This window comes from Nocardioides sp. (assembly GCF_030149505.1).
In the GTDB taxonomy this organism is placed as follows: Bacteria; Actinomycetota; Actinomycetes; order Propionibacteriales; family Nocardioidaceae; genus Nocardioides.
Window position 1 is genome coordinate 14,649 of record NZ_JASBRN010000016.1, and the last position, 20,669, is coordinate 35,317.

General features: G+C 74.1%; 20 protein-coding genes. 12 read left to right on the top strand and 8 right to left on the bottom strand.

The features are described from left to right. Positions 1 to 88: 88 nt before the first annotated feature. Entirely contained in the window at positions 89 to 1,477 is a 1,389-nt protein-coding gene (locus Q1V71_RS02995; protein WP_300640586.1) for an ABC transporter substrate-binding protein, read from the bottom strand. 209 nt (positions 1,478 to 1,686) lie between these two features. Then, positions 1,687 to 3,294, bottom strand: a complete 1,608-nt coding sequence (locus Q1V71_RS03000; protein WP_300640588.1) for a cation:proton antiporter family protein — start codon at positions 3,292 to 3,294, stop codon at positions 1,687 to 1,689. 146 nt (positions 3,295 to 3,440) lie between these two features. Here Q1V71_RS03000 and Q1V71_RS03005 point away from each other — a divergent pair, with 146 nt between their 5' ends. From Q1V71_RS03005 to Q1V71_RS03050, 10 genes are all read left to right on the top strand, one after another. Then, positions 3,441 to 3,875 (top strand): response regulator transcription factor, encoded by a 435-nt coding sequence (locus tag Q1V71_RS03005; protein WP_300640590.1) that lies wholly within the window; start codon positions 3,441 to 3,443, stop codon positions 3,873 to 3,875. Positions 3,876 to 3,972: 97 nt separating this feature from the next. Then, positions 3,973 to 4,386: a response regulator gene (locus Q1V71_RS03010; protein WP_300640592.1), complete on the top strand. Its 414-nt coding sequence runs from the start codon at positions 3,973 to 3,975 to the stop codon at positions 4,384 to 4,386. Between the two features lie 198 nt (positions 4,387 to 4,584). Continuing rightward, positions 4,585 to 5,469, top strand: a complete 885-nt coding sequence (locus Q1V71_RS03015; protein WP_300640594.1) for an alpha/beta hydrolase — start codon at positions 4,585 to 4,587, stop codon at positions 5,467 to 5,469. Next, positions 5,466 to 6,272, top strand: a complete 807-nt coding sequence (locus tag Q1V71_RS03020) for a 1-acyl-sn-glycerol-3-phosphate acyltransferase (protein ID WP_300640596.1) — start codon at positions 5,466 to 5,468, stop codon at positions 6,270 to 6,272. The genes Q1V71_RS03015 and Q1V71_RS03020 overlap by 4 nt, the downstream gene beginning before the upstream one ends. Continuing rightward, positions 6,272 to 7,921 carry an AMP-binding protein gene (locus Q1V71_RS03025; RefSeq protein WP_300640598.1) on the top strand — a complete coding sequence of 550 codons (1,650 nt, stop codon included), beginning with the start codon at positions 6,272 to 6,274 and terminating at the stop codon, positions 7,919 to 7,921. Before Q1V71_RS03020 ends, Q1V71_RS03025 begins: the two co-directional genes overlap by 1 nt. 10 nt (positions 7,922 to 7,931) lie before the next feature. After that, positions 7,932 to 9,344 (top strand): wax ester/triacylglycerol synthase family O-acyltransferase, encoded by a 1,413-nt coding sequence (locus tag Q1V71_RS03030; RefSeq protein WP_300640655.1) that lies wholly within the window; start codon positions 7,932 to 7,934, stop codon positions 9,342 to 9,344. A gap of 52 nt (positions 9,345 to 9,396) precedes the next feature. Continuing rightward, positions 9,397 to 10,440, top strand: coding sequence for an alpha/beta fold hydrolase (locus tag Q1V71_RS03035; protein ID WP_300640600.1), 1,044 nt, complete (start codon positions 9,397 to 9,399; stop codon positions 10,438 to 10,440). Between the two features lie 36 nt (positions 10,441 to 10,476). Then, positions 10,477 to 10,869, top strand: a complete 393-nt coding sequence (locus Q1V71_RS03040) for an ATP-binding protein (RefSeq protein ID WP_300640601.1) — start codon at positions 10,477 to 10,479, stop codon at positions 10,867 to 10,869. A 237-nt stretch (positions 10,870 to 11,106) separates the two neighbouring features. Then, positions 11,107 to 12,735, top strand: coding sequence for a serine/threonine-protein kinase (locus Q1V71_RS03045; protein ID WP_300640602.1), 1,629 nt, complete (start codon positions 11,107 to 11,109; stop codon positions 12,733 to 12,735). A gap of 88 nt (positions 12,736 to 12,823) precedes the next feature. Beyond that, positions 12,824 to 13,183, top strand: coding sequence for a thioredoxin domain-containing protein (locus Q1V71_RS03050; protein WP_300640604.1), 360 nt, complete (start codon positions 12,824 to 12,826; stop codon positions 13,181 to 13,183). 39 nt (positions 13,184 to 13,222) lie between these two features. On the opposite strand, the gene Q1V71_RS03055 is transcribed toward Q1V71_RS03050, so the two are convergent. Together Q1V71_RS03055 and mca are read right to left on the bottom strand one after the other, a co-directional pair. Then, positions 13,223 to 13,510: a hypothetical protein gene (locus Q1V71_RS03055; protein ID WP_300640606.1), complete on the bottom strand. Its 288-nt coding sequence runs from the start codon at positions 13,508 to 13,510 to the stop codon at positions 13,223 to 13,225. 2 nt (positions 13,511 to 13,512) lie between these two features. Further along, a complete protein-coding gene (mca, locus tag Q1V71_RS03060; protein ID WP_300640657.1) occupies positions 13,513 to 14,406 on the bottom strand; it encodes a mycothiol conjugate amidase Mca in 894 nt (297 codons plus the stop codon). Positions 14,407 to 14,548: 142 nt separating this feature from the next. On the opposite strand from mca, the gene Q1V71_RS03065 reads away from it, so the two are divergent. After that, a complete protein-coding gene (locus tag Q1V71_RS03065; protein WP_300640608.1) occupies positions 14,549 to 14,950 on the top strand; it encodes a DUF4307 domain-containing protein in 402 nt (133 codons plus the stop codon). A 269-nt stretch (positions 14,951 to 15,219) separates the two neighbouring features. Continuing rightward, positions 15,220 to 15,723 (top strand): transcription elongation factor GreA, encoded by a 504-nt coding sequence (gene greA / locus Q1V71_RS03070; protein ID WP_300640610.1) that lies wholly within the window; start codon positions 15,220 to 15,222, stop codon positions 15,721 to 15,723. Between the two features lie 160 nt (positions 15,724 to 15,883). Here the strand turns inward: greA and ilvA are convergent, their stop codons facing one another. Genes ilvA through Q1V71_RS03090 form a run of 4 tightly spaced genes read right to left on the bottom strand, consistent with a single transcriptional unit; the run spans position 15,884 to position 20,604 of the window. Next, on the bottom strand, positions 15,884 to 17,086 hold the full coding sequence (gene ilvA, locus Q1V71_RS03075) for a threonine ammonia-lyase (protein WP_300640612.1): 1,203 nt from the start codon (positions 17,084 to 17,086) through the stop codon (positions 15,884 to 15,886). Next, the gene (locus tag Q1V71_RS03080) at positions 17,083 to 18,477 is read right to left on the bottom strand and encodes an AI-2E family transporter (RefSeq protein ID WP_300640614.1); all 1,395 of its coding nucleotides are present in this window, start codon (positions 18,475 to 18,477) and stop codon (positions 17,083 to 17,085) included. The genes ilvA and Q1V71_RS03080 overlap by 4 nt, the downstream gene beginning before the upstream one ends. Before the next feature lie 30 nt (positions 18,478 to 18,507). After that, complete coding sequence (locus Q1V71_RS03085) at positions 18,508 to 19,698, bottom strand: cystathionine gamma-synthase (RefSeq protein WP_300640616.1); 1,191 nt, start codon at positions 19,696 to 19,698, stop codon at positions 18,508 to 18,510. 12 nt (positions 19,699 to 19,710) lie between these two features. Continuing rightward, positions 19,711 to 20,604 (bottom strand): hypothetical protein, encoded by an 894-nt coding sequence (locus Q1V71_RS03090; RefSeq protein WP_300640618.1) that lies wholly within the window; start codon positions 20,602 to 20,604, stop codon positions 19,711 to 19,713. Between the last annotated feature and the right edge of the window lie 65 nt (positions 20,605 to 20,669).

Below are 20,669 nucleotides of genomic sequence, written 5' to 3' on the forward strand. Positions count from 1 at the left end.
TGCAGGCCCAGCACACCATGGGAGTAGGGCGCCGGGGCGGAGCGAGGACGGTGGCGGCCGGCGTGTGCCGACCGCCACCGTCACCTGGTCAGGACGGCCAGGAGTTCTCGATGTTCTCCAGCGCGGTCTCGCTGTCGTCACCGGTCACCCAGGCGGTCATCTCCCGCCAGAACGACCCGGCGCCCACGGCGCTGGGCATCTGGTCGGAGCCGTCGAAGCGGAAGACCGCCTCGGGGTCCTGGAAGGTCTCGGCCGAGAGCTGGTCGATCGGGCTGGTCAGGTTCGCGGCGTCGAGGCCGGTGTTGGCGCTGACCCAGCCGCCACCCGGGGTGTTGATCGCCTTCTGGTTGGCCCAGACGTCGGTCGAGAGGTAGGTCTGGAAGGCCTGGACCTCGGGACGGTTGTCGAACGCGGCCACGAACTCGCCGCCACCGAGGACGGGACGACCGTTCTCCTCGTTGGTGGTGGGCAGGTAGAAGGCGAAGACGTCGCCGTCCTCGGACACGTCGGTGCCCTCCGGCCACTGGGCGGCGTAGAAGGACGCCTGGCGGTGCAGCGCGCAGTCACCCTCGAGGATCGGCAGGCCGCCGTCCTGGAAGGCGGTGGTGGCGATGGAGTTGACGTCGCCGAAGCCGGCGTTGACGTAGTCCGAGTTCTTCATGATGCCGCCGACGAGGTCGAGCGCCTCGACCACGGCCGGGTCGTTGAAGGGGATCTCGTGGTTGACCCACTGGTCATAGACCTCGGCACCGGCGGTGCGGAGCATGGCGTCCTCGAGCCAGTCGGTGGCGACCCAGCCGGTGGCCTCGCCGGACTCGATGCCGACGCACCAGGGCTTCATGCCGGAGTCGACGATCTCGTCGGAGAGGGCGAGCATGTCGTCCCAGGTCTCCGGGATCTCCCAGCCGTTCTCCTCGAACATCGTCGGGGAGTACCACACGAACGACTTCACGCTGGCGCCCAGCGGGGCGGCGTAGAAGGTGTCGTCGACGGTGCCGTAGGACTTCCAGTCCTCACCGAAGAACTCGTCGACGTTGTCGGCGGTGGGCTCGGGCGCCGGGACGACCTGGCCGGACTCCACGACGGTCCGGAGGAGGCCGGGCTGCGGGATGTAGGCGATGTCGGGGGCGTTGTTGGCCTGCAGGCGCACGACCAGCTGGGTCTCGAACTGGTCCGAGCCCTCGTAGTCGACCTCGGCGCCGGTGCAGGTGGTGAACAGCTCGTACGACGCCTCGTGCGCCTCCTGCTCGGGCGGGAGGATCGAGGTGTAGACGCTGACCGTGGTGCCGGTCAGGTCACCGAACTCGGAGAGCTGCTCGAGGCCCTCGCAATCGGCGTTGCCCTCGCCGGGCCAGGTGCCCCCGGCGGACTGGGGCTCGTTGGTGTCACCGTCGTCGTCGCTGGCACAGCCGGCGAGGCCGAGCGACGCGACCGCCAGGACGGCCACGGCACCGCGGCGGATCTTGCGTGAGCGCATCGGGTCCCTCTCTTGTTCGGGGCCGGCCCACCGCCGTCCCACGGTTCCTTGCGTACGACGCATGCAACCGCTTACACACCGTGAGAGTCAACGATGGTTGGTCACGATTCTGTAACGCACGTCACACCCGGTCGGCGACTGCTCACGGGCCCGGTCCCACGGTCGATCCACCCCCGGGGTCTGTCCGCGACGCGGTGGCGCGGGGGTCCTCAGGCGCCGGCCGGACCGCCGAGTCCCGCGGCGAGCGCGGCCCGGTCGGCCAGCTCGGCCCCGGCGCCGTCGTAGAGCTGGAAGCCCACCGAGGCCCCGGCCCGGGTCGCGGATCGCAGGTCCTCGTCGTACTGCGCGACCACCGCGACGGTGCCGGTGAAGCCGCCGGCGACCAGCTGGCGCAGGGCGTCGAGGTTGTTGCCGTGGAAGGGCATGGCCAGCAGCACGATCGGCACGTCCACCAGCGGCTGGTGCAGCCACAGCTCGGGGTCGGTCGCATCTCCCTCGACGACCTCCAGGCCCCTGGCCCGCAGCCGCTCGCAACGCTCGCTGGAGCTCTCCACCCCGACGACGCGCAGGCCGTACTCCTCGCGCAGCCGCCGGTACGCCGCGCTGCCGACCCGCCCCATGCCGAGGATGACCGCCTGCGCGTCCCCGACGTCGAGCGGGCGGTCCTCGGGGTGCAGCGCCTCTCGGGGCCGGTCGGGGAGCACCCGGCGCACCAGGTCCACCAGCCGCTCGGGGTGCCTGCCCGGCAGCGAGCCGAGCACGAAGCCCGCGGCCACCGCGGTCGCCACCACGGTCAGCCATTCCTCCCCCAGCCACCCGGCGGGCGCCCCGGCGACCACGATCAGCCCGAACTCGGAGTAGTTGGCCAGCGCGACCCCGGTCAGGACCGACGTCCTTCGGCGCAGCCGCGCCGCCCACAGCAGCACCGCGAAGCCCAGCGCCTTCAGCGGCAGCAGGGCCACCAGGAGCAGCGCCAGGACCAGCTCTCCGAGGCTGGGCAGTCCCTGCAGGCCGATGGAGACGAAGAACGCCACGAGCAGCAGGTCCTTCAGCGTGAAGAGGCTCTTGCTCAGCTCCGGTGCGCGGCGGTGGCCGGCGAGCAGCATGCCCAGCACCAGCGCGCCGAGGTCGCCCTTGAGCCCGACCGCGTCGAAGAGCGCGTATCCGGGGACCAGGGCGAGGACCACGCCCAGCAGCGGCAGCAGCTCGTCGTGGCCCACCGCGCCGAGCAGCCGCCGCAGCAGCCAGGCGCCGGGCAGGAGGAGCACCAGCGAGAGCGCCCAGGGGCTGGGACCCTCGGCGTCGGCCGCGGCCAGGAACACCACCGCGGCGAGGTCCTGGACGACCAGGACCCCGATCGCGGTGCGGCCGGCCAGGGAGCGGCTGGCGCTGCGCTCCTCCAGCAGCTTGACCACGAAGACCGTGCTGGAGAACGACAGCGCGAGGCCCACCAGCAGCAGCGCGCGCGCGTCGGACCCGGTCAGCAGACCGGCCCCGAGCCCGAGGGCGTCCACGGCCGCTCCCAGGAGCACCAGCAGGCCCGCGACCACCACGGTCGAGCCGACCAGGTGCACCGTGGCCGTCACCCAGACCTCGCGGCGCACCAGGGTGCGCACGTCGAGCTTGAGCCCGACCCCGAAGAGCAGCACGGTCACACCGAGTTCGGCGGCGGTGTCGAGGGCGGGGACGGGGGCCACCCCGAGCACGTGCAGCACGAAGCCCGCAGCGAGGAAGCCGAGCAGCGGCGGCAGCCGCAGCGAGCCGGCCGCCAGACCCCCGACCAGGGCGCCGAGCAGGATGGCGGTCGCGTCGTCCACGCACGCATTGTGGCGCCCGGCCACCGTCGTACGGCGACCCGGCACCGCCGTGGCCGGCCGCGCGTCACCGTGCTTCACCGTGCGCCGCCGTGCGCCGCTGCCGCCGGGCCGCTCAGGTCGGGCCCGCGCCCGCCGATCGGCAGCACGTGACCCGCATCCTGATCGCCGAGGACGACGCCGACCTCCGGCTCCTCCTGCGACTGGTGCTGCACCGCGCCGGCTACCGGGTGAGCGAGGCGCGCGACGGGGTCGAGGCGCTCGAGGCGATCTCGCGGGAGTCCTTCGACGTCGTCCTGCTCGACAACATGATGCCGCGGATGTCCGGCGTCGAGGTCCTGGAGTCGGTGGCCCTGCTGCGGCGCACCGAGCGCCCCCTCATGGTCGTGATCTCCGCACTGGCCACGCGCGCGGACATCCGCTCCTACTACGTGCGGGGTGCCGACGACTTCCTGGCCAAGCCGTTCGCCACCGAGGAGCTCGTCGACCGGGTCCGGATGCTGCTGGACGAGCGCACGATGACCCGCCACGACGCCCGAAGCCCCCGGGAGGGCGCCCGTGGTGGGACCGCCACCGCCGGCTGACCAGAGGCGAAGGGCCCGCGAGCGCGACTCGGCTCGAAACGGTGGTCGGATCGGCGGTTTGGCTCAGGAACCACCCCCCGGGGTCGATGATGGGTGCATGGCACGCATCCTGATCGCCGAGGACGACGAGGACCTCCGTCTCCTCCTGCGCCTGGTGGTCCAGCGCGCCGGGCACGAGGTCGAGGGCGTCGGTGACGGCGTCGCCGCCCTGCGCGCCATCACCCGCGGCGGCTACGACCTGGTCGTGCTCGACAACATGATGCCGGGGATGACCGGTCTCGAGGTCCTGCGGGCGTGCAAGGACATCACCGGCACCGCCCGCCCGGTCATGCTCATGCTCTCGGCCCTGGCCACCCGCCAGGACATCCGCAACGGCTACGTCGCCGGCGCCGACGACTTCCTGGCCAAGCCCTTCTCCCGCGAGGAGCTGGTCGAACGCATCCACCTGCTGCTCGACGAGCGGGCGATGCAGTTCGCGATGACCCCGCCCGGCGCGGCCGGCAGCTTCTGACCCCGAGGGCACCGTCGCGCGCCCCGGGACCTCGCCGCGTCCCCGCCCCGCGTCGTGGCACCGCGGCCCCGCAGCGCGTCGTGGTGCTGCACGCCGCACCGCGCCCGCTGGACGGGGTCGTGCCCGCGCGCAGGCGACAGGAGCCCCGAAGATCCCTAGGATGAGAACACGTTCTAGTTTTCGCCGTACGGAGCCCCCATGTACGACTTCGCCCACGACGCCGACCCGCAGGCCGCGGGCTACGGCGCCCCTCCCCTCCTGCTGACCGCCGCCGAGGCGCTGCGCTTCCCGGTCGAGCTGACGACCTCCCTGGTCACCGACCTGGTCTGGCCGCCGCGGCGGATGGTCACCGACGCCGAGCAGCCACGCCCGGTCCTGGTCCTGCCCGGCTTCATGGCCGACGACCCGCTGACCGCACGGCTGCGCTCGCACCTGCGCCGCCAGGGGTACGCCGCCCACGGCTGGGGCCTGGGTCGCAACGTCGGGCTGACCGACCGGATCGTGGCCGGCCTGCTGGACCGCTTCGACGAGGTCGCCGCCACGGCGCCCGGCCACCCGGTCTCCCTGGTCGGCTGGAGCTTCGGCGGGCTGCTGGCGCGCCACGTCGCGCACCAGCGCCCCGGCCAGGTGCGCCAGGTCGTGAAGATGGGCTCCCCCTGGCGCTCGGACGGCGAGCGCACCCGCGCCACCGCGATGTTCGAGCGGGCCGCGGTCAAGCACGGCCTGGCCGAGGACGCGCGGACGATCGTCGAGGCCCTCCGCGAGCCGCTGGACGTCCCCGTCACCGCCCTCTGGTCGCGGACCGACGGCATCGCCCACTGGCGCGGCTGCCGGGTCGAGGAGGACCCGCTCGGCCTCGCACCCAGCGAGAACGTCGAGGTCGTCAGCTCCCACGTCGGCCTGGTCTCGAACCCGCTGGCCCTCGCCGCGCTCGTCGACCGGCTCGCCCAGGACCCCGAGGACTGGCGACCCTTCTCCTGGCGCGAGGCACTGGCCCGGCGCGCCCGGCTCCCCCAGCCGCTCGCCCAGCGCGGTGACCAGCGCGGTGACCAGCGCGGCGACCGGCCCGGCGCGGCCGCGTGAGCGCGCCCCGGCCCGGTCCGCGCGCCGTCGAGCTGCGCGACCCGGCGTACGTCGCCCGGCTGCTGCCGCTGCTGAAGCTGGCGATGCGCACGTGGTTCCGCTCGAGCGTGACCGGCATGGAGCACGTGCCCGAGGGCGGTGCGCTCATGGTGTCCAACCACTCCGGCGGCCTCCTCGCGATGGACGTGCCGATCCTCGCGACCGCCTTCGCCGACGAGTTCGGGGTCGAGCGGCCGCTGCACGTGCTGGCCCACGACCTGCTCTTCACCGGTGCCGCGGGGCCGTTCTTCACCCGCTGCGGCTTCCTGCCGGCCGACCGCGAGCACGCGCACGAGGTGCTGAGCGCGGGGTCGGTGACGATGGTCTTCCCCGGCGGCGACTACGACGTCTTCCGCCCCACCCGGGCCGCCAACGTCGTCGACTTCGACGGCCGCACCGGCTACGTCCGCACCGCCCTGCGCGCGGGCGTGCCGATCGTGCCGGTCGTGAGCATCGGCGGTCAGGAGGCGCAGCTCTTCCTCACCCGCGGCGAGGCGATCGGGAAGGTCCTGCACCTGGAGAAGCTGCTGCGCAGCCGCTTCTTCCCGGTCTCGGTCGGCTTCCCCTTCGGTGTCGTCGGCGCCTTCCCGCCCAACCTCCCGCTGCCCACCAAGATCACCACCCGCGTGCTCGAGCCGATCGACCCGGTGTCCGAGCTCGGACCCGACCCCGACCCCGCGTCGGTCGACGCGCTGGTGCGCGCCCGGATGCAGCACGCCCTCGACGAGCTCGCCCGCGCCCGACGCTTCCCGGTGCTCGGCTGATGCGCGGAATGCTCGGGCGACTGGCCCGCACGCTGTGGATGGTCCGGGTCCTCGTGCGGGCCGGGATGGTCCCGCTGGTGCGCCCCGACCGCTACGTTCGGATGGTCGCCGTGGTGCTGCGCGGCGTCACCGCCACGACCGGCATCGCCCTGGCCGCGGCGCGCGCCCCGCGTCGTACGGCGCTGGTCGACGAGCGCGGGTCGCTGACGTGGGCCGAGCTGGACGCCGGCTGCGACGCCTTCGCCGTCGGGCTGCTGGCGCTGACCGGCGGCGAGCCGCGCACCGTCGCGGTGCTCGCCCGCAACCACCGCGGCTTCGTGCACGGGTTGGCCGGCGCGACCCGGGCCGGCTCGGACGTGCTGCTGCTCAACACCGCCTTCTCCGGCCCCCAGCTGCGCGACGTGCTCGTGCGCGAGCAGGCCGCGATGGTGGTCTACGACCAGGAGTTCCAGGGCGTCGTGGACCAGGCCTGCGCGGGCCTGGACGTCGCCGAGGTCGTGGCCTGGGTGGAGGACCCCGCGACCCTCGGCGAGCGGACCGTGCTCGACGACCTGGTCGCCCACCACGCCGGCGCCCGGCCGGGCCGCCCCGCGCGGCGCGGCTCGGTGATCCTGCTGACCAGCGGCACCACCGGCACCCCCAAGGGCGCCAAGCGCTCCGCCGACGGCGGCGCCCCGGCGCTGGCCGCGATGTTCGAGCGGATCCCGTGGCGCGCGGAGGAGCCGGTCGTCGTGGCCGCTCCGATGTTCCACGCCTGGGGCTTCGGGCAACTGGCCATCGCCGCTGCCACGACCTGCACCATCATCACCCGCCGCCGCTTCGACCCCGAGGCGACGCTGCGGATGGTCGAGGAGCACGGCGCGACCGGGCTGGCGGTCGTGCCGGTGATGCTCGAGCGGATCATCGACCTCCCCGACGAGGTGCTGGACCGCTACCCCTGCCGCACCCTGCGCTTCGCGACCGCCAGCGGGTCGCGGATGCGTCCCGAGGCGGTCACCGCCTTCATGGACCGCTTCGGCGAGGTCGTCTGCAACAGCTACAACGCCACCGAGGCCGGGCTCATCTCGACCGCCACACCGGCCGACCTGCGGGTCGCCCCCGACACGGCGGGCCGCCCGGTCCGGGGCACCGACGTGGTGCTTTTCGACGACGCCGGCCGGCCCGTGCCCACCGGTGAGGTCGGACGCATCTGCGTGCGGTCGGGCTCGCAGTTCTCCGGCTACACCTCGGGCACGACCAAGGAGTTCCACCAGGACCACATGGTCTCCGGCGACGTCGGCCGCTTCGACGCCGACGGACGGCTGTTCGTGGTGGGCCGCGACGACGACATGATCGTCAGCGGCGGGGAGAACGTGTACCCGCTCGAGGTGGAGAAGCTCCTCGACGCCCACCCCCAGGTGCACGAGACGGCGGTCGTCGGGGTCGACGACGAGGCGTTCGGGCAGCGGCTGGCGGCGTACGTCGTGCTGCGGCCGGGCGCCGAACTCGACGCCGACGGCGTGCGGGCCCACGTGAAGGCCAACCTGGCCGGGTACAAGGTGCCCCGCGACGTGGTCCTGCTCGACGAGCTGCCGCGCAACGCCACCGGGAAGGTGATGAAACGCCTGCTTCCCACCCCCGGTGGGGCCGCAGATCTGCCAGGCTCCTGACGTGGAGCGGATGGACGGCATCGACGCGGGGTTCCTCTACATGGAGACCCCCTCGACGCACATGCACACGCTCAAGATCGCGGTCCTCGACCCGCCGGCCGGCCGGATCGACCTCGACGACCTGGGCCGGTGGCTGGTGCTGCGGCTGGACGCGATGCCCGCGCTGCGGCGCCGGGTCCAGACCGTGCCGTGGGCGCTGCACCACCCCGTGTGGGTCTCCGACCGGCCGGTCGACCCGCGCCAGCACTGCTTCTACCACCGCCTCCGCGACCCCGGGACCATGCACGAGCTGCACGAGGTCGTCGGCCGGATCGCCAGCACGCCGCTGCTGCGTGACGTGCCGCTGTGGGAGCTGCACCTGGTCGAGGGCCTGGAGGGCGACAAGGTCGCGGTCGTGGTGAAGATCCACCACGCCCTGGCCGACGGGGTCGCGGCCAACGCGATGCTCGGCAACGTCGCCGACCAGAACCCGCTCGGGTCCCCGAAGCCCTCCCCCCAGGTCGTCGACGACCACACCCCACGGCCCCGCGAGCTCGCCGTCCTGGGGCTGCGCGACGGGGTGCTCAAGGCCTTCGCGCTGCCCGGCCTGCTGCTGCGCACCCTGGGCAACCTGGTGCGGCTCGCACGGCGCGAGCGACCCGCCGACACCGACGTGCCGCGGCCGATCCTCGACACGCCGCGCACCCCCTTCAACACAGCCCTCACCTCACGGCGCTCCTTCTCCACCACCTCCCTGCCACTGGCCGAGCTCAAGCAGGTCAGGACCGCCCACGGGGTCACCCTCAACGACGTCGTTCTGGCCCTGGTCGGCGGCGCGCTGCGGCGCTACCTGCTGCAGCGCGACCAGCTGCCCGCCCGCAGCCTGACCTGCGCCGTCCCGGTCTCCACCGAGGAGGCCGGCGGCGTCCCGCGGCTGCGCGGCAACCTGGTCTCCAACCTCTTCACCGTGCTCGGCACCGACCAGGCCGACCCGGCCGCGCGGCTGCAGCGGATCCACCGCACCACCGCGGAGGCCAAGCGGGTCCAGCAGACCCTGGGGGCGGAGATGCTGCGCGGCTGGCTGGAGTTCTCGCCGCCGGGGCCGGCCACCCTGGTCATGCGCGCCTACTCCCGCTTGCGAGCCGCCCGCTGGCACCCCTCGCCGGTCAACGTGGTCGTCTCCAACGTCCCCGGGCCCCGCGAACCCGTGACCATCGACGGCGTGCCGATGACCGACGTCTTCAGCGTCGGTCCGATCCTCGAGGGCGTCGGCCTCAACGTGACCGTGTGGTCCTACGTCGACCGGATGAACGTCACCCTGCTCAGCTGCCCCGACCTGCTGCCCGACCTCGACGCGCTCACCGCCGAGCTGCGGCCCGCGCTCGACGAGCTGCTGGCCAGCCGGCCGCGGGTGCCCCGACCCGAGCGTCAGCCCCAGCCGTGACCGCCTCCCCCTTCTCGGCCCCGTCCGCACCGCCACGACCGCAGGAGAACCGATGACCCACCCCCTGTTCCACCGCCCGTTCACCCGGGCCGTGAAGGTCGGCAGCGACGCGACCTGGGCCGTCACCCGGCTGGCCGTGCGGTCCTCGCTGGCGGTCCCACGACTGGCAGCGGGCGCGCTGGGCCGCCGCCTCGTGCCCGAGCCGCCCTGCGGCACGGTGCCGCCGGGGCGCACGATGCGGCTGCCGGGGCGGGGCAGCACGTTCGTGGTCGACGTGCCCGGCCCGACGCCGGACGCCCCGGTGGTGGTGCTGCTGCACGGGCTCGCGTGCACGGCGTACCTCAACTGGTTCCCGGTGCTGGGCTCGCTGTCGGACCGCTTCCGCGTCGTCACCTTCGACCAGCGCTGGCACGGGCGCGGGATCGTCTCGGAGGAGTTCCGGATCGAGGACTGCGCCGACGACGTCGTGGCCGTCCTCGACGCCCTGGGGATCTGCCACGCGGTGCTGGCCGGCTACTCCCTCGGTGGGTTCGTGGCCCAGGAGACCTGGCACCGCCACCCCGACCGGGTCGCCGGGCTGGTGCTCGCCTCCACGGCCCGCAACGGCAAGGGGAAGCTGCAGGAGCGGCTCTTCTTCGACGCGCTCGCGGCCACGATGAACCCCATCACCCGACTCGCCGCCGCGAAGGTCGAGCAGCTGGCCCAGAGCCTGCCGCTGACCCCCGACGTCGAGCTCACCGACCTCACCTCATGGAGCCTGCGCCAGGTGCGCAGCACCAGCGGCTGGGCCTACCCGGCAGTCGTCAACGCCGTCGGGCACTACGACTCCTCGCCGTGGATCGGGGACGTCGACGTGCCCACCGCGGTCGTGGTCACCGAGAAGGACCACGCCATCCCCACCCGCCGTCAGCACAAGCTGGCGGCCGCGATCCCGGGCGCGAAGGTCTTCTCCGCGCCGGGCGGTCACGCCTCCGTCGTCCTCGACGCGGGGCGGTGGCAACCGGTCTTCGAGGCCGCCCTCGAGGACGTCTGGACCCGTGCCGGAGCCGACGTGGCGAGTGCCACTCACCCCCTGCGCGACGTGTCCGCCGGGTGAGAACGGGTATACGACCCCGCGGAGAGGGGTGACCACATGCACGAGACACACCACCTGGCCCACGAGGCGGCCAGCGTCGGCGTCGCACGCCACCGGCTGCGCGCCGCGCTCGAGCGCGAGGGCGTCGGCGAGTCCGTCGTGTACGACGCCACGCTCGTCCTCAGCGAGCTGGTCTCGAACGCCGTGCAGCACGGTCGGCCCGACCGCCGCGGCCGCCTGGAGGTCTGCTGGACCCTCGAGCGCGACCGGCTGGTCCTCGAGGTCACCGACCACGGTCACTCGACCATGCCGACCATCCGCCCCGAGGACCTCGACGCCGACCGCGGTCGCGGTCTGGTGATCGTCGACCAGGTCTGCGAGTCCTGGCGGGTCGACCAGAACGACGACCACACCTGCGTCGTCGCCGAGATGGTGCTCGCCGTCGCCTGACCCACCGGGGCCCTCAGGGGCCCACCGGGGCCCACCGGGGCCCACCGGGGCCCACCGGGGCCCTCAGGGGCCCACCGGGGCCCTCAGGGGCCCTCAGGGGCCCTCAGGGGCGGTCCGTCGGGTGCGAGGCCCGGGTCGAGGCCTGGGTCGACCTGCTCACACCCGGGACGGGAGTGAAGGTCGGGTCCTGGGGGAAGGGTGACCCGTACCCCGTCCCCCACCCCCGAGGAGTCCACGGTGCCCGCGGTGCCACCCGTCCTGCGCGAGCGCTACCGCCTCGAGGCCCGACTCGGATCCGGCGGGACCGCCGACGTCCACCGGGCCACGGACACCACCCTGCAGCGGCCCGTGGCGGTCAAGCTGCTCCGCGACGTCGCCGGCGACGCCTCGGACCGGGGCCGGTTCGTGGCCGAGGCCCGCACCCTGGCCTCGTTGTCGCACCGCAACCTGGTGATGGTCCTCGACGCCGGCATCGGCGACGAGGACGACCGGCCGTTCCTGGTGATGGAGCTCGTCGAGGGGCGCGCGCTGTCGGACGCGCTGCGCCAGGGGCCGCTCCCGGCGCGCGAGGTCGCCCGGATCGGAGCCGAGGTGGCCGCCGGCCTGGCCTTCGCCCACGAGCGGGGCGTCGTGCACCGCGACGTGAAGCCCGGCAACGTGCTGCTCAGCGACGACGGCCGGGTCAAGCTCGCCGACTTCGGGATCGCCCGGCTGATCGGCGACACCGTGCGCCACACCCGCACCGGCACGGCCATCGGCACTGCCGCCTACCTCGCGCCGGAGCAGGTGCGGGGCGAGGACGTCACAGGCTGCGCCGACGTCTACGCCCTCGGCCTGGTGCTGCTCGAGGCCCTCACCGGCCAGCGGGCCTTCCCGGGCAGCGCCACCGAGGCAGCACTGGCCCGCCTGCACCGCGACCCCGACGTACCCGACGACCTCCCGGCCGGCTGGCCCGCACTCCTACGCGCCATGACCGCAGCCGACCCGGCGGCCCGGCCGACGACCGCCGAGGTGGTGCGGGTCTGCAGCGCAGGGGCCACCGCGACCGCCGACGGCGCACTCCCGGCGCTCGTGACGGACGCACGCGCCCTCGGCACCGGCACCGGCTCCGGCTCCGACGCCGGCGACGACCCCACCCCGACCGCCGTGCTCACCGCGCCCGTGGCGACGACCTCGGTCGTGCCGGCCGGCGTCGCGGGCGCGGGCACAGCCGGTACGCCGGCGGCAGCCGCCGGCCGCGGCGCCGAGTCCCTCGCCACCGCTGGCTCCCCCGGCTCCCCCGACCGGTCCGGGGCCGGGCAGGCGGTCGCGGCCGCAGCGGCGGCGGGCGCCGTGGCCGCACCCGCTGCCGAGCCCGCGGTCGCGCGCGAGACCACGGGCCCGGCCGACGTGAGCGCCGCGACGCCAGTGGTCGGTCCCCTCGGCGTACGCCCCGCCGTGCCCGCGCTGGACCGTGCCGGCGACACGCTCGCCCGCGTCCCCGGCCTGCTCGCCGCCCGCTGGCGCGGCCTGGAGCCGCACCAGCGGGGTCTGGCCGGCTCGCTGGCGGCGCTGGTGCTGCTCATCCTCATCACCGCGGTCGCGGCCGGTGCTGCCACGACACAGGACCCCGGCCGCTCCAGCGATCCCGTCCGGCCCGGCGAGACCTCCTCGTCGGACACCGGGGAGCCGGACACCGGGGAGCCGGAGCCCGAGCCCGACGCCCCCGCAGAGGACCCGGCCCCGGCGGAGGAGCTCGTCGAGGACGAGGGCCCCGGGCTCGACGAGGACCGCGGCCCGGCCGGCGGACCGCCCGGCCTGGAGAAGAAGAAGGACAAGGGCCCGAAGGACAAGGGCCCGAAGGACAAGGGGCCCAAGAAGGGCTGAGGGACCCAGGCCTGGGTCGAGGCCCGGGTCGAGGCCCGGGTCGCCGGCGGGGGGTGGCTGGCGGCCGGGCGCGTCGTACGGTGGAGACATGGCCACCATCGACCTGACCGCCGAGAACTTCGAGTCGCACGTGAAGGGCGACGACATCCTGTTCGTCGACTTCTGGGCCAGCTGGTGCGGCCCGTGCCGGCAGTTCGCGCCGACCTACGAGGCGGCCAGCGAGGCCCACCCCGACATCACGTTCGGGTCGGTCAACACCGAGGAGCAGCAGGAGCTCTCAGCCGCGGCCGGCATCTCCTCGATCCCGACGCTGATGGCCTTCCGCGACGGCATCCTGGTCTTCGCCCAGCCGGGCGCGCTACCGCCGGCCGGCCTCGACCAGGTCATCACCGCGGTCAAGGGCCTGGACATGGACGAGGTGCGCGCGCAGGTCGCCCAGCAGGGCTGAGCCCGCTCACGGGGCCGGGCGCCGCAGAGTCGCGGGCGCTCAGGCCCGCGGGGTGTCCTCGGTGCTGTCGGCCGCGGGGGCGTCAGCAGCGTCAGCCTGCTCCTGCTCCTGCTCCTCCGGCTCGCCGTAGACCCCGCGCTGGCGGGCGTCCTCGACCTGGCGCAGCTGCCGGACCAGGCTCCAGCCCAGCAGGGCGACGGTGGCCACACCACCGAGGAAGATCCCGAAGGCGGTCCAGCCCGCCTTGACGTCCTCGGGCTCGGGGGCGGGGTCGAGGTTCCCCGGCAGCAGCGCGGGCAGCACGGAGAGGAACGCGTCGACGAGCATGCTCAGATCTTGCCACCGGTGCGGTCGGGGTGGTCCAGAAGGCCGGCGAAGAGGTCGTCCTCGGTGACCTGGCCGACAGTGGCGTCGGGGTGGTCGGGCAGGTGGCTGGTGACCAGCTCGAAGTCCTCGTGGGGCCACACCTCGGCCTGCAGCTCGCGCGGGATGGCGAACCAGAAGCCGTCGGGGTCGATCTGGGTGGCGTGCGCCAGCAGCGCCTGGTCGCGCACGCCGAACCACCGGTCGCAGCGCACCCGCGTGGTGATCCGGGCGTCCCACTCCGGCTCCGGCTTCCAGTCGCGCAGCCGCTCCTCCCACGGCGACTCCAGCCCGTGCTGGAGCATCGCGTCGTGCAGCGCCTGCATGCGCGGGCGGTTGAAGGAGTGGTGGTAGTAGAGCTTCAGTGGCTGCCAGGGCTCCCCCGCGTCGGGGAACCGCTCGGGGTCGCCGGCCGCCGCGAAGGCCGCCACCGACACCTCGTGGCAGCGGATGTGGTCGGGGTGGGGGTAGCCCCCGCGCTCGTCGTACGTCGTCATGACGTGCGGGCGGACCTCCCGCACGATCCGCACCAGCGCCTCGGTCGCCTCCTCGAGGTCGACGAGGCCGAAGCAGCCCTCCGGCAGCGGCGGCTTGGGGTCGCCGTCGGGCCAGCCGGAGTCGACGAAGCCCAGCCAGTGCTGGGTGATGCCGAGGATGTCGCGGGCGCGCTCCATCTCCTGGCGGCGCACCTCGGTGATGTTCTCGAGGATGTCGGGGCGGTCCATCTTGGGGTTGAGGATCGAGCCGCGCTCGCCGCCGGTGCAGGTGACGACGTGGACCTGGGCGCCCTCGGCGACGTACCTGGCCGTCGACGCCGCGCCCTTCGACGACTCGTCGTCGGGGTGGGCGTGGACGTGCATGAGCCGGAGACCGGCGTACGGGCGGTGCTCGACCCGGGGGGGCGCCCCGTCGGCGTGCGCGTCCTGCGACATGGGTCCCATCGTAGGAGGGGCCGCGGACCGCGAGGTGGGCCCGGTGGGTGGCGGGTGGCATCATCGAGGTGTGAGCTCGCAGGACCTGATGACGCAGCGCTACGGCGCACCGCGGCCGTGGCGGCGCACCGCCGGCATCGCGACGGCGGTCGCACTGGCGCTCGTGGGCGGGCTGTTCCTCGCCTGGGCCGCGTGGAGCTACGCGACCCCGGCCGCGCAGTCGGAGCTGGTGGGCTTCACCGTGACCGACCAGCACGAGGTCGTCGCGGACGTCCAGGTCGAGCTCGGCGACGAGGCCAGCGACGTGCAGTGCGTGCTGCGGGCGCTGGCCGAGGACAAGGTGACCGTCGGCGAGGCGGTCTTCATCCCCGGCGGCTCCGGCCGCATGTCGGTGCCGATCCGCACCGAGCGCGAGGCGACGGCCGTCGAGAAGGTCGGCTGCACCGCCGAGGGCCAGCAGCGCCCGCGCTGAGCCGGGCACGACGGCCGGCCCGAGCCACCCCTCGGGGTGGCCGCAAGCACCTGCGGTCGGGCGTGGACGTTGCTACAGTGGCGGGATCGACCGTCCCGCAGGGCTGATCGCGCGTGGCCCAGCGACCTCCGTCGTACGGCCACATCGTGGCCGCCGGAGGTGGTCAGACGATTCGCAGCAGTTCCGCACCCGAAGCAACGAGACGGGTCGTGGGGCCGCACCGCAGCGCCGGTGCGGAGCACCCCGCGGCTCCACGGCAGGAGTACCCCATGACGCAGTCCCCCCAGCAGGACAAGATCTGGCTGACCCAGTCGGCGTACGACAAGCTCGTCGCCGAGCTCGAGAACCTCAAGGGCCCCGTGCGCCAGGAGGTCATCGAGAAGATCAGCGCTGCCCGGGACGAGGGTGACCTCAAGGAGAACGGCGGCTACCACGCCGCCCGCGAGGAGCAGGGCCGGATCGAGGGCCGCATCCGCCAGCTCGAGGACATGCTGCGCCGCGCCGAGGTCGGAGAGACCCCTCCCGACGACGGCGTCGTCGAGCCCGGCATGAAGGTCACCTACAAGTTCGTCGGTGACGACGACGACGAGGCCGAGACCTTCCTCCTCGGTGCCCGGGAGATCGAGCCCGAGGGCCTCACGGTCTACTCGCCCCAGTCCCCGCTGGGTGCCGCGATCAACGGCGCCTCGAAGGGCGACACGGTCTCCTACGTCGCACCCAACGGCAAGACGCTCGAGGTCGTCATCCTCGACGCGGAGCCCTACACCGGCTGAGTCGCCCCGACGTACGGCGCGCACCCGCTGCCGCCACGCCACGACGCCCCGACGGTCCGCCGTCGGGGCGTCGTCGCGTGCAGGGCGGGCGGCCCACCGTCAGGTCCAGCGGCCCGCCGCTGAACCTCACGCCACAGCAACGTCCCACGAGCCCCAGCCGTCACTCCAGGACGCGGTACCCCTGCGCCCGCAGCTGGCCGAGGACCGCGCCGGAGTGCTCGGCGCCCCGGGTCTCCAGCTGCAGCATCACGTCGACCTCGTCGACCGAGAGGGTCGGGGAGATCCGCTCGTGGGCGACCTCGAGGACGTTGGCACCCGACCCACCGACGACGGCGAGCAGCCGGGCCAGGCCGCCGGGGACGTCGGGGATGGTGATGGTCAGGTTGAGGTAGCGCCCGGCCGCGGCCATGCCGTGCCGGATCACCTTGCCCAGCAGCAGCGGGTCGATGTTGCCGCCGGAGACGACCGCCACGCACGGGGTCGGGAAGCGGGTCGGGTCGTCGAGGATCGCCGCCACCGCAGCCGCGCCGGCCGGCTCGGAGACGAGCTTCGCCCGCTCGGCCAGAGCCAGCACGGCCCGGGCCAGGGAGTCCTCGGAGACGGTCACGACGTCGTCGACGTGGTCGCGCACGGCGGCGAAGGTGAGGTCGCCGGGGCGCCCGACCGCGATGCCGTCGGCCATGGTGCGCATCTGCTCCAGCGGCGTGGGGCGACCGGCCTCGAGCGAGCCGGGGTAGGCGGCGGCGTCCTTGGCCTGCACCCCGACGACGCGTACGTCGGGGCGCAGTGCCTTCACGGCCAGCGCGACCCCGGCGAGCAGCCCGCCCCCGCCGGTGGGCACGACGACGCAGGCGGCCTCGGGGAGTTGCTCGAGCACCTCGAGCCCGACGGTCCCCTGCCCGGCGATGATGTCCTCGTGGTCGAAGGGGTGGATCAGCACCGCTCCCGTGCGCTCGCTGAACTCGCGCGCGGCGACCAGCGCGTCCTCGAGGTAGGTGCCCGTGAAGACCACCTCGGCGCCGTACCCGCGCGTGGCGCGCTCCTTGGGGATCGGGGCGCCCTCGGGCATGAAGACCGTGGCGCGGGTGCCGACGAGCTGCGCGGCGAGGGCCACGCCCTGGGCGTGGTTGCCGGCGCTGGCCGCCACCACCCCGCGGGCGCGCTCCTCCTCGCTGAGCCGGGAGAGCCGGACATAGGCGCCACGGGCCTTGAAGGAGCCCGTGCGCTGGAGGTTCTCGGCCTTGATCCGCACCTCGCCGCCGGCGACCGCCGAGAGCCAGCGCGACTCCTCCATCGGCGTGCGCACCGCGATGCCGTCCAGCAGCACCCGGGCGGCCTCGATATCGGCGAGCGTGACGCTCACGCCTCGACCTCCCGCTCCGGGTCGGGCGGCGGTGGACCCGCGTCCTCGGTGTAGTCCTCCTCGAGCTCCTCGAGGGGGTCGTCGCCGGGATCGGTGTACGCCGCCAGGTGCTGGCCGACCGCGTTGAGGGCCGCGACGAGCGGGACCGCGACCAGCGCGCCCACGACGCCCGCGACCAGCACGCCCGTGGCGATGGCGACGATGACCCCGAGCGGGTGGACCGAGACCCAGCGCCCCATGAGGAAGGGCTGCAGCACGTGGCCCTCGACCTGCTGGACCACGATGACCCCGATGAGCATGAGCAGTGCCGTCCACGGGCCCTGGTCGACCAGCGCCACGAGGACGGCGACCGAGCCCGCGACCGTGGCACCGACCATGGGCACGAAGGCACCGAGGAAGACCAGGACACCGATGGCCGCGACGAAGGGCAGCCCCAGGACGGCCGCCCACACGGCGATGCCGATCGCGTCGACCAGCGCCACCACGACGGTCGCGCGAACGAACTGCCGCAGCGAGATCCACGCGACCCGACCCGAGGAGTCGACCCGGGCGCGCGCCGTGCGCGGGGAGAGCCGGACGACCCAGGACCAGATGCGGGCGCCGTCGGCCATGAAGAAGTAGGTGGCGAAGAGCACGATGAAGAAGCCGGCGAAGAGGTGGCCGAGCGTCACGCCGAGCTCGGTGACCCGGGTCAGCATCTCGCCGTCCTGGGAGCGGTCGGTGATGGCCTGCTGCACCTGGTCGATGTAGCCGTCGATCTGGGAGTCGGTGGCGTCGAGCGGGCCGTCGCGCAGCCAGGTGCGGATCTCCTCCAGCCCCTGGACCGTGGAGTCGGCCAGGTCGCTGGCGCCGCCCGCGACCTCGCGTCCCACGAAGGTCAGCAGCGCCCCCACGACCGCGATGCCGGCCACGAGGGTCAGCAGGGCGGCGAGACCCCGGGGCAACCAGCGGTCGAGCCGGTCGACGATCGGGACCACCAGCGCCGCGACGAGCAGCGAGATCACCACCGGCACGACCAGGACGATGAGGAAGTCCAGCACCCAGCCGATGACCGCGACGGCGGCCACGATGACCAGGAACCGCCACGACCATGCGGCGGCAAGGTCCAGCCCCGGCGGGACCGAGGAGCGGGCGAGCTCCTCACGGCGTACCTGCGGGGGCGCGAGCTGGCGCTCACGCTCGTCGCGCAGGGCCGACCACTGGGCGAAGAGCCGCTGGGCGAGACCCTCGGCCTCGGACTGGGGGCGATCACGACGCAGCCGGCGTCGCTCGTGCCGCCCGCCGCGGGGGTCGGGCTCACCGTCGTCGGGGTGGGTCCCGACTGCGGCGCCGAGCCCGTCGGCGAGGTCCTCGGCGACCGGGGGCAGGGGCCGGTCGGGCTGCTCGCTCATCGCCACGCCCTCGCGCCGGCGCCGGGCACGTCAGCCCGCCAGCGCGCGGTCGAGGTCGGCGAGCAGGTCGTCGACCGACTCGATGCCGACGCTGAGCCGGACCAGGTCAGCGGGCACCTCCAGGTCGGTGCCCGCGACGCTCGCGTGGGTCATCCGGCCGGGGTGCTCGATGAGGGACTCGACGCCGCCCAGGGACTCCCCCAGCGTGAAGACGTGGGTGCGCTCGCAGAGCGCCAGTGCCGCCTGCTCGCCGCCCTTGACGCGGAAGGACACCATGCCGCCGTACCGCTTCATCTGCTTGGTCGCGACCTCGTGGCCGGGGTGGTCGGCGAGCCCGGGGTAGATGACCTGCTCGACGGCGGCGTGGCCGAGCAGGTGCTCGACGACCCGCTCGGCGTTGTCGCAGTGGCGGTCCATCCGCACCGCGAGGGTCTTGAGGCCGCGCAGGGTGAGCCAGGCGTCGAAGGGGCCGGCGACCGCTCCCATCGCGTTCTGGTGGAAGCGCAGCCGCTCCGCGAGCTCGTCGTCGCGCACCACCAGGGCGCCGCCGACGACGTCGGAGTGGCCGCCGACGTACTTGGTCGTGGAGTGAACGACGACGTCGGCGCCGAGGGTGAGGGGCTGCTGGAGGTACGGCGAGGCGAAGGTGTTGTCGACGACCAGCAGCGCGCCCGCGTCGTGGGCGACGGCCGCGAGCGCCTCCACGTCACCGATCGTGAGCAGCGGGTTGGTCGGGGTCTCGACCCACACCAGGCGGGTCTCGCCGGGGCGGATGGCCGCGCGCACGGCGTCGACGTCGGAGACCGGGGCGGGGCTGTGCTGCAGGCCCCAGACCTTCTCGACCTTGTCGAAGAGCCGGAAGGTGCCGCCGTAGGCATCATCGGGGATGACCGCGTGCTGGCCCGGTGCGCAGAGCGACCGGAGCAGGGTGTCCTCGGCGGCCAGGCCGCTGGCGAAAGCCAGTCCGTGGGTGCCGCCCTCGACCGCCGCGAGCGCGCCCTCGAGTGCGGTGCGGGTGGGGTTGGCGGACCGGGAGTACTCGTAGCCGCCACGCAGCCCGCCGACCCCGTCCTGCTTGTAGGTCGAGGTGGCGTAGATCGGGGGGATCACGGCACCGGTCGTCGGGTCCGGCTCGTAGCCCGCATGGATGGCGCGGGTCTCGAAGCCGGCCTCGGACCAGTCGGGAGGGGTGTCGCTGTGGTCTGAGGTGTGCTCGCTCACCTGCCGAGAGTCTCAGATGTCGAGCGCCTGGGCGACCTCGGGGTCGAGGGCCTCGGCGAGCCGGTGCTCCGCCGCCGCACCGTCGTCACCCGCGCGGGTGACGGGCAGCCAGTCGTCGTGGCGCACCCAGTGCACGAGGGGGCTCAGCGGCCCGGGTGCGGCGGCGTGGGTCGCGCCCAGGTAGTCGGCCATGGGTCCGATGCTCCGGGCCGCGCCGGGGCCGTCGACCACGCGCAGCACGACCTGGTGGCGGTACGGCACGCCGACCAGGACGCCGCGGCCGCGGTCCTCCTCCTCGACCCGCTCGAGCACCTCGTCGAGCACCAGCGAGGTGCTCGCGACCAGGCCCGACTCCCCGACGAGGAGGTCGAAGCCGGCCTCGGGGTCGTCGACGGGTGCGACCCGGTCGTGGCTCAGGTCCATCCCGCGGGCGCGTGCGCGCAGGTTGTCGCGGGCCTGCTCGCGCCACGGCACGTGCGGGGCGCGCTCGGCCAGGGCCGCGGCCGAGGGCGTGAGCGCCTCGTCGCCGAGGTCGAGGGTCACGACCGAGGTCAGGTCCTCGGTCACCCGGGGAGCGTCGGGGTCCCAGCCCTCGGGCAGGGAGTCGGTGGGCACCAGCCGCAGCGCCGCCGCCGACAGCAGGGTGTGGTCGGGCAGCTCGGCGAGCGAGGAGGGGCCGGGCGCGAGGACGTCCTCGACGTGCCGCTCGACCAGCCCCGGCCACCGCGCCGTCGGCTCGGTCGCACACTCCGCAGCCAGGTCCCGCAACGGGTACACGCCGCCGCCCTCGACGACCAGCTCGTCGCCGACCGGGCGCACCACGATCCCCGCGCGCGCCAGCGTGGCCTCCACCAGCTGGTGCAGCCGTCGTACCTGCAGCGGCGAGAGGGGGGAGGTCGGCGTCACCCGCCGACCGGCCCCGACGGCGAAGGTTCCCCATGGTTCGAGCCTCCCGAGCGGTGCTCTGGAGC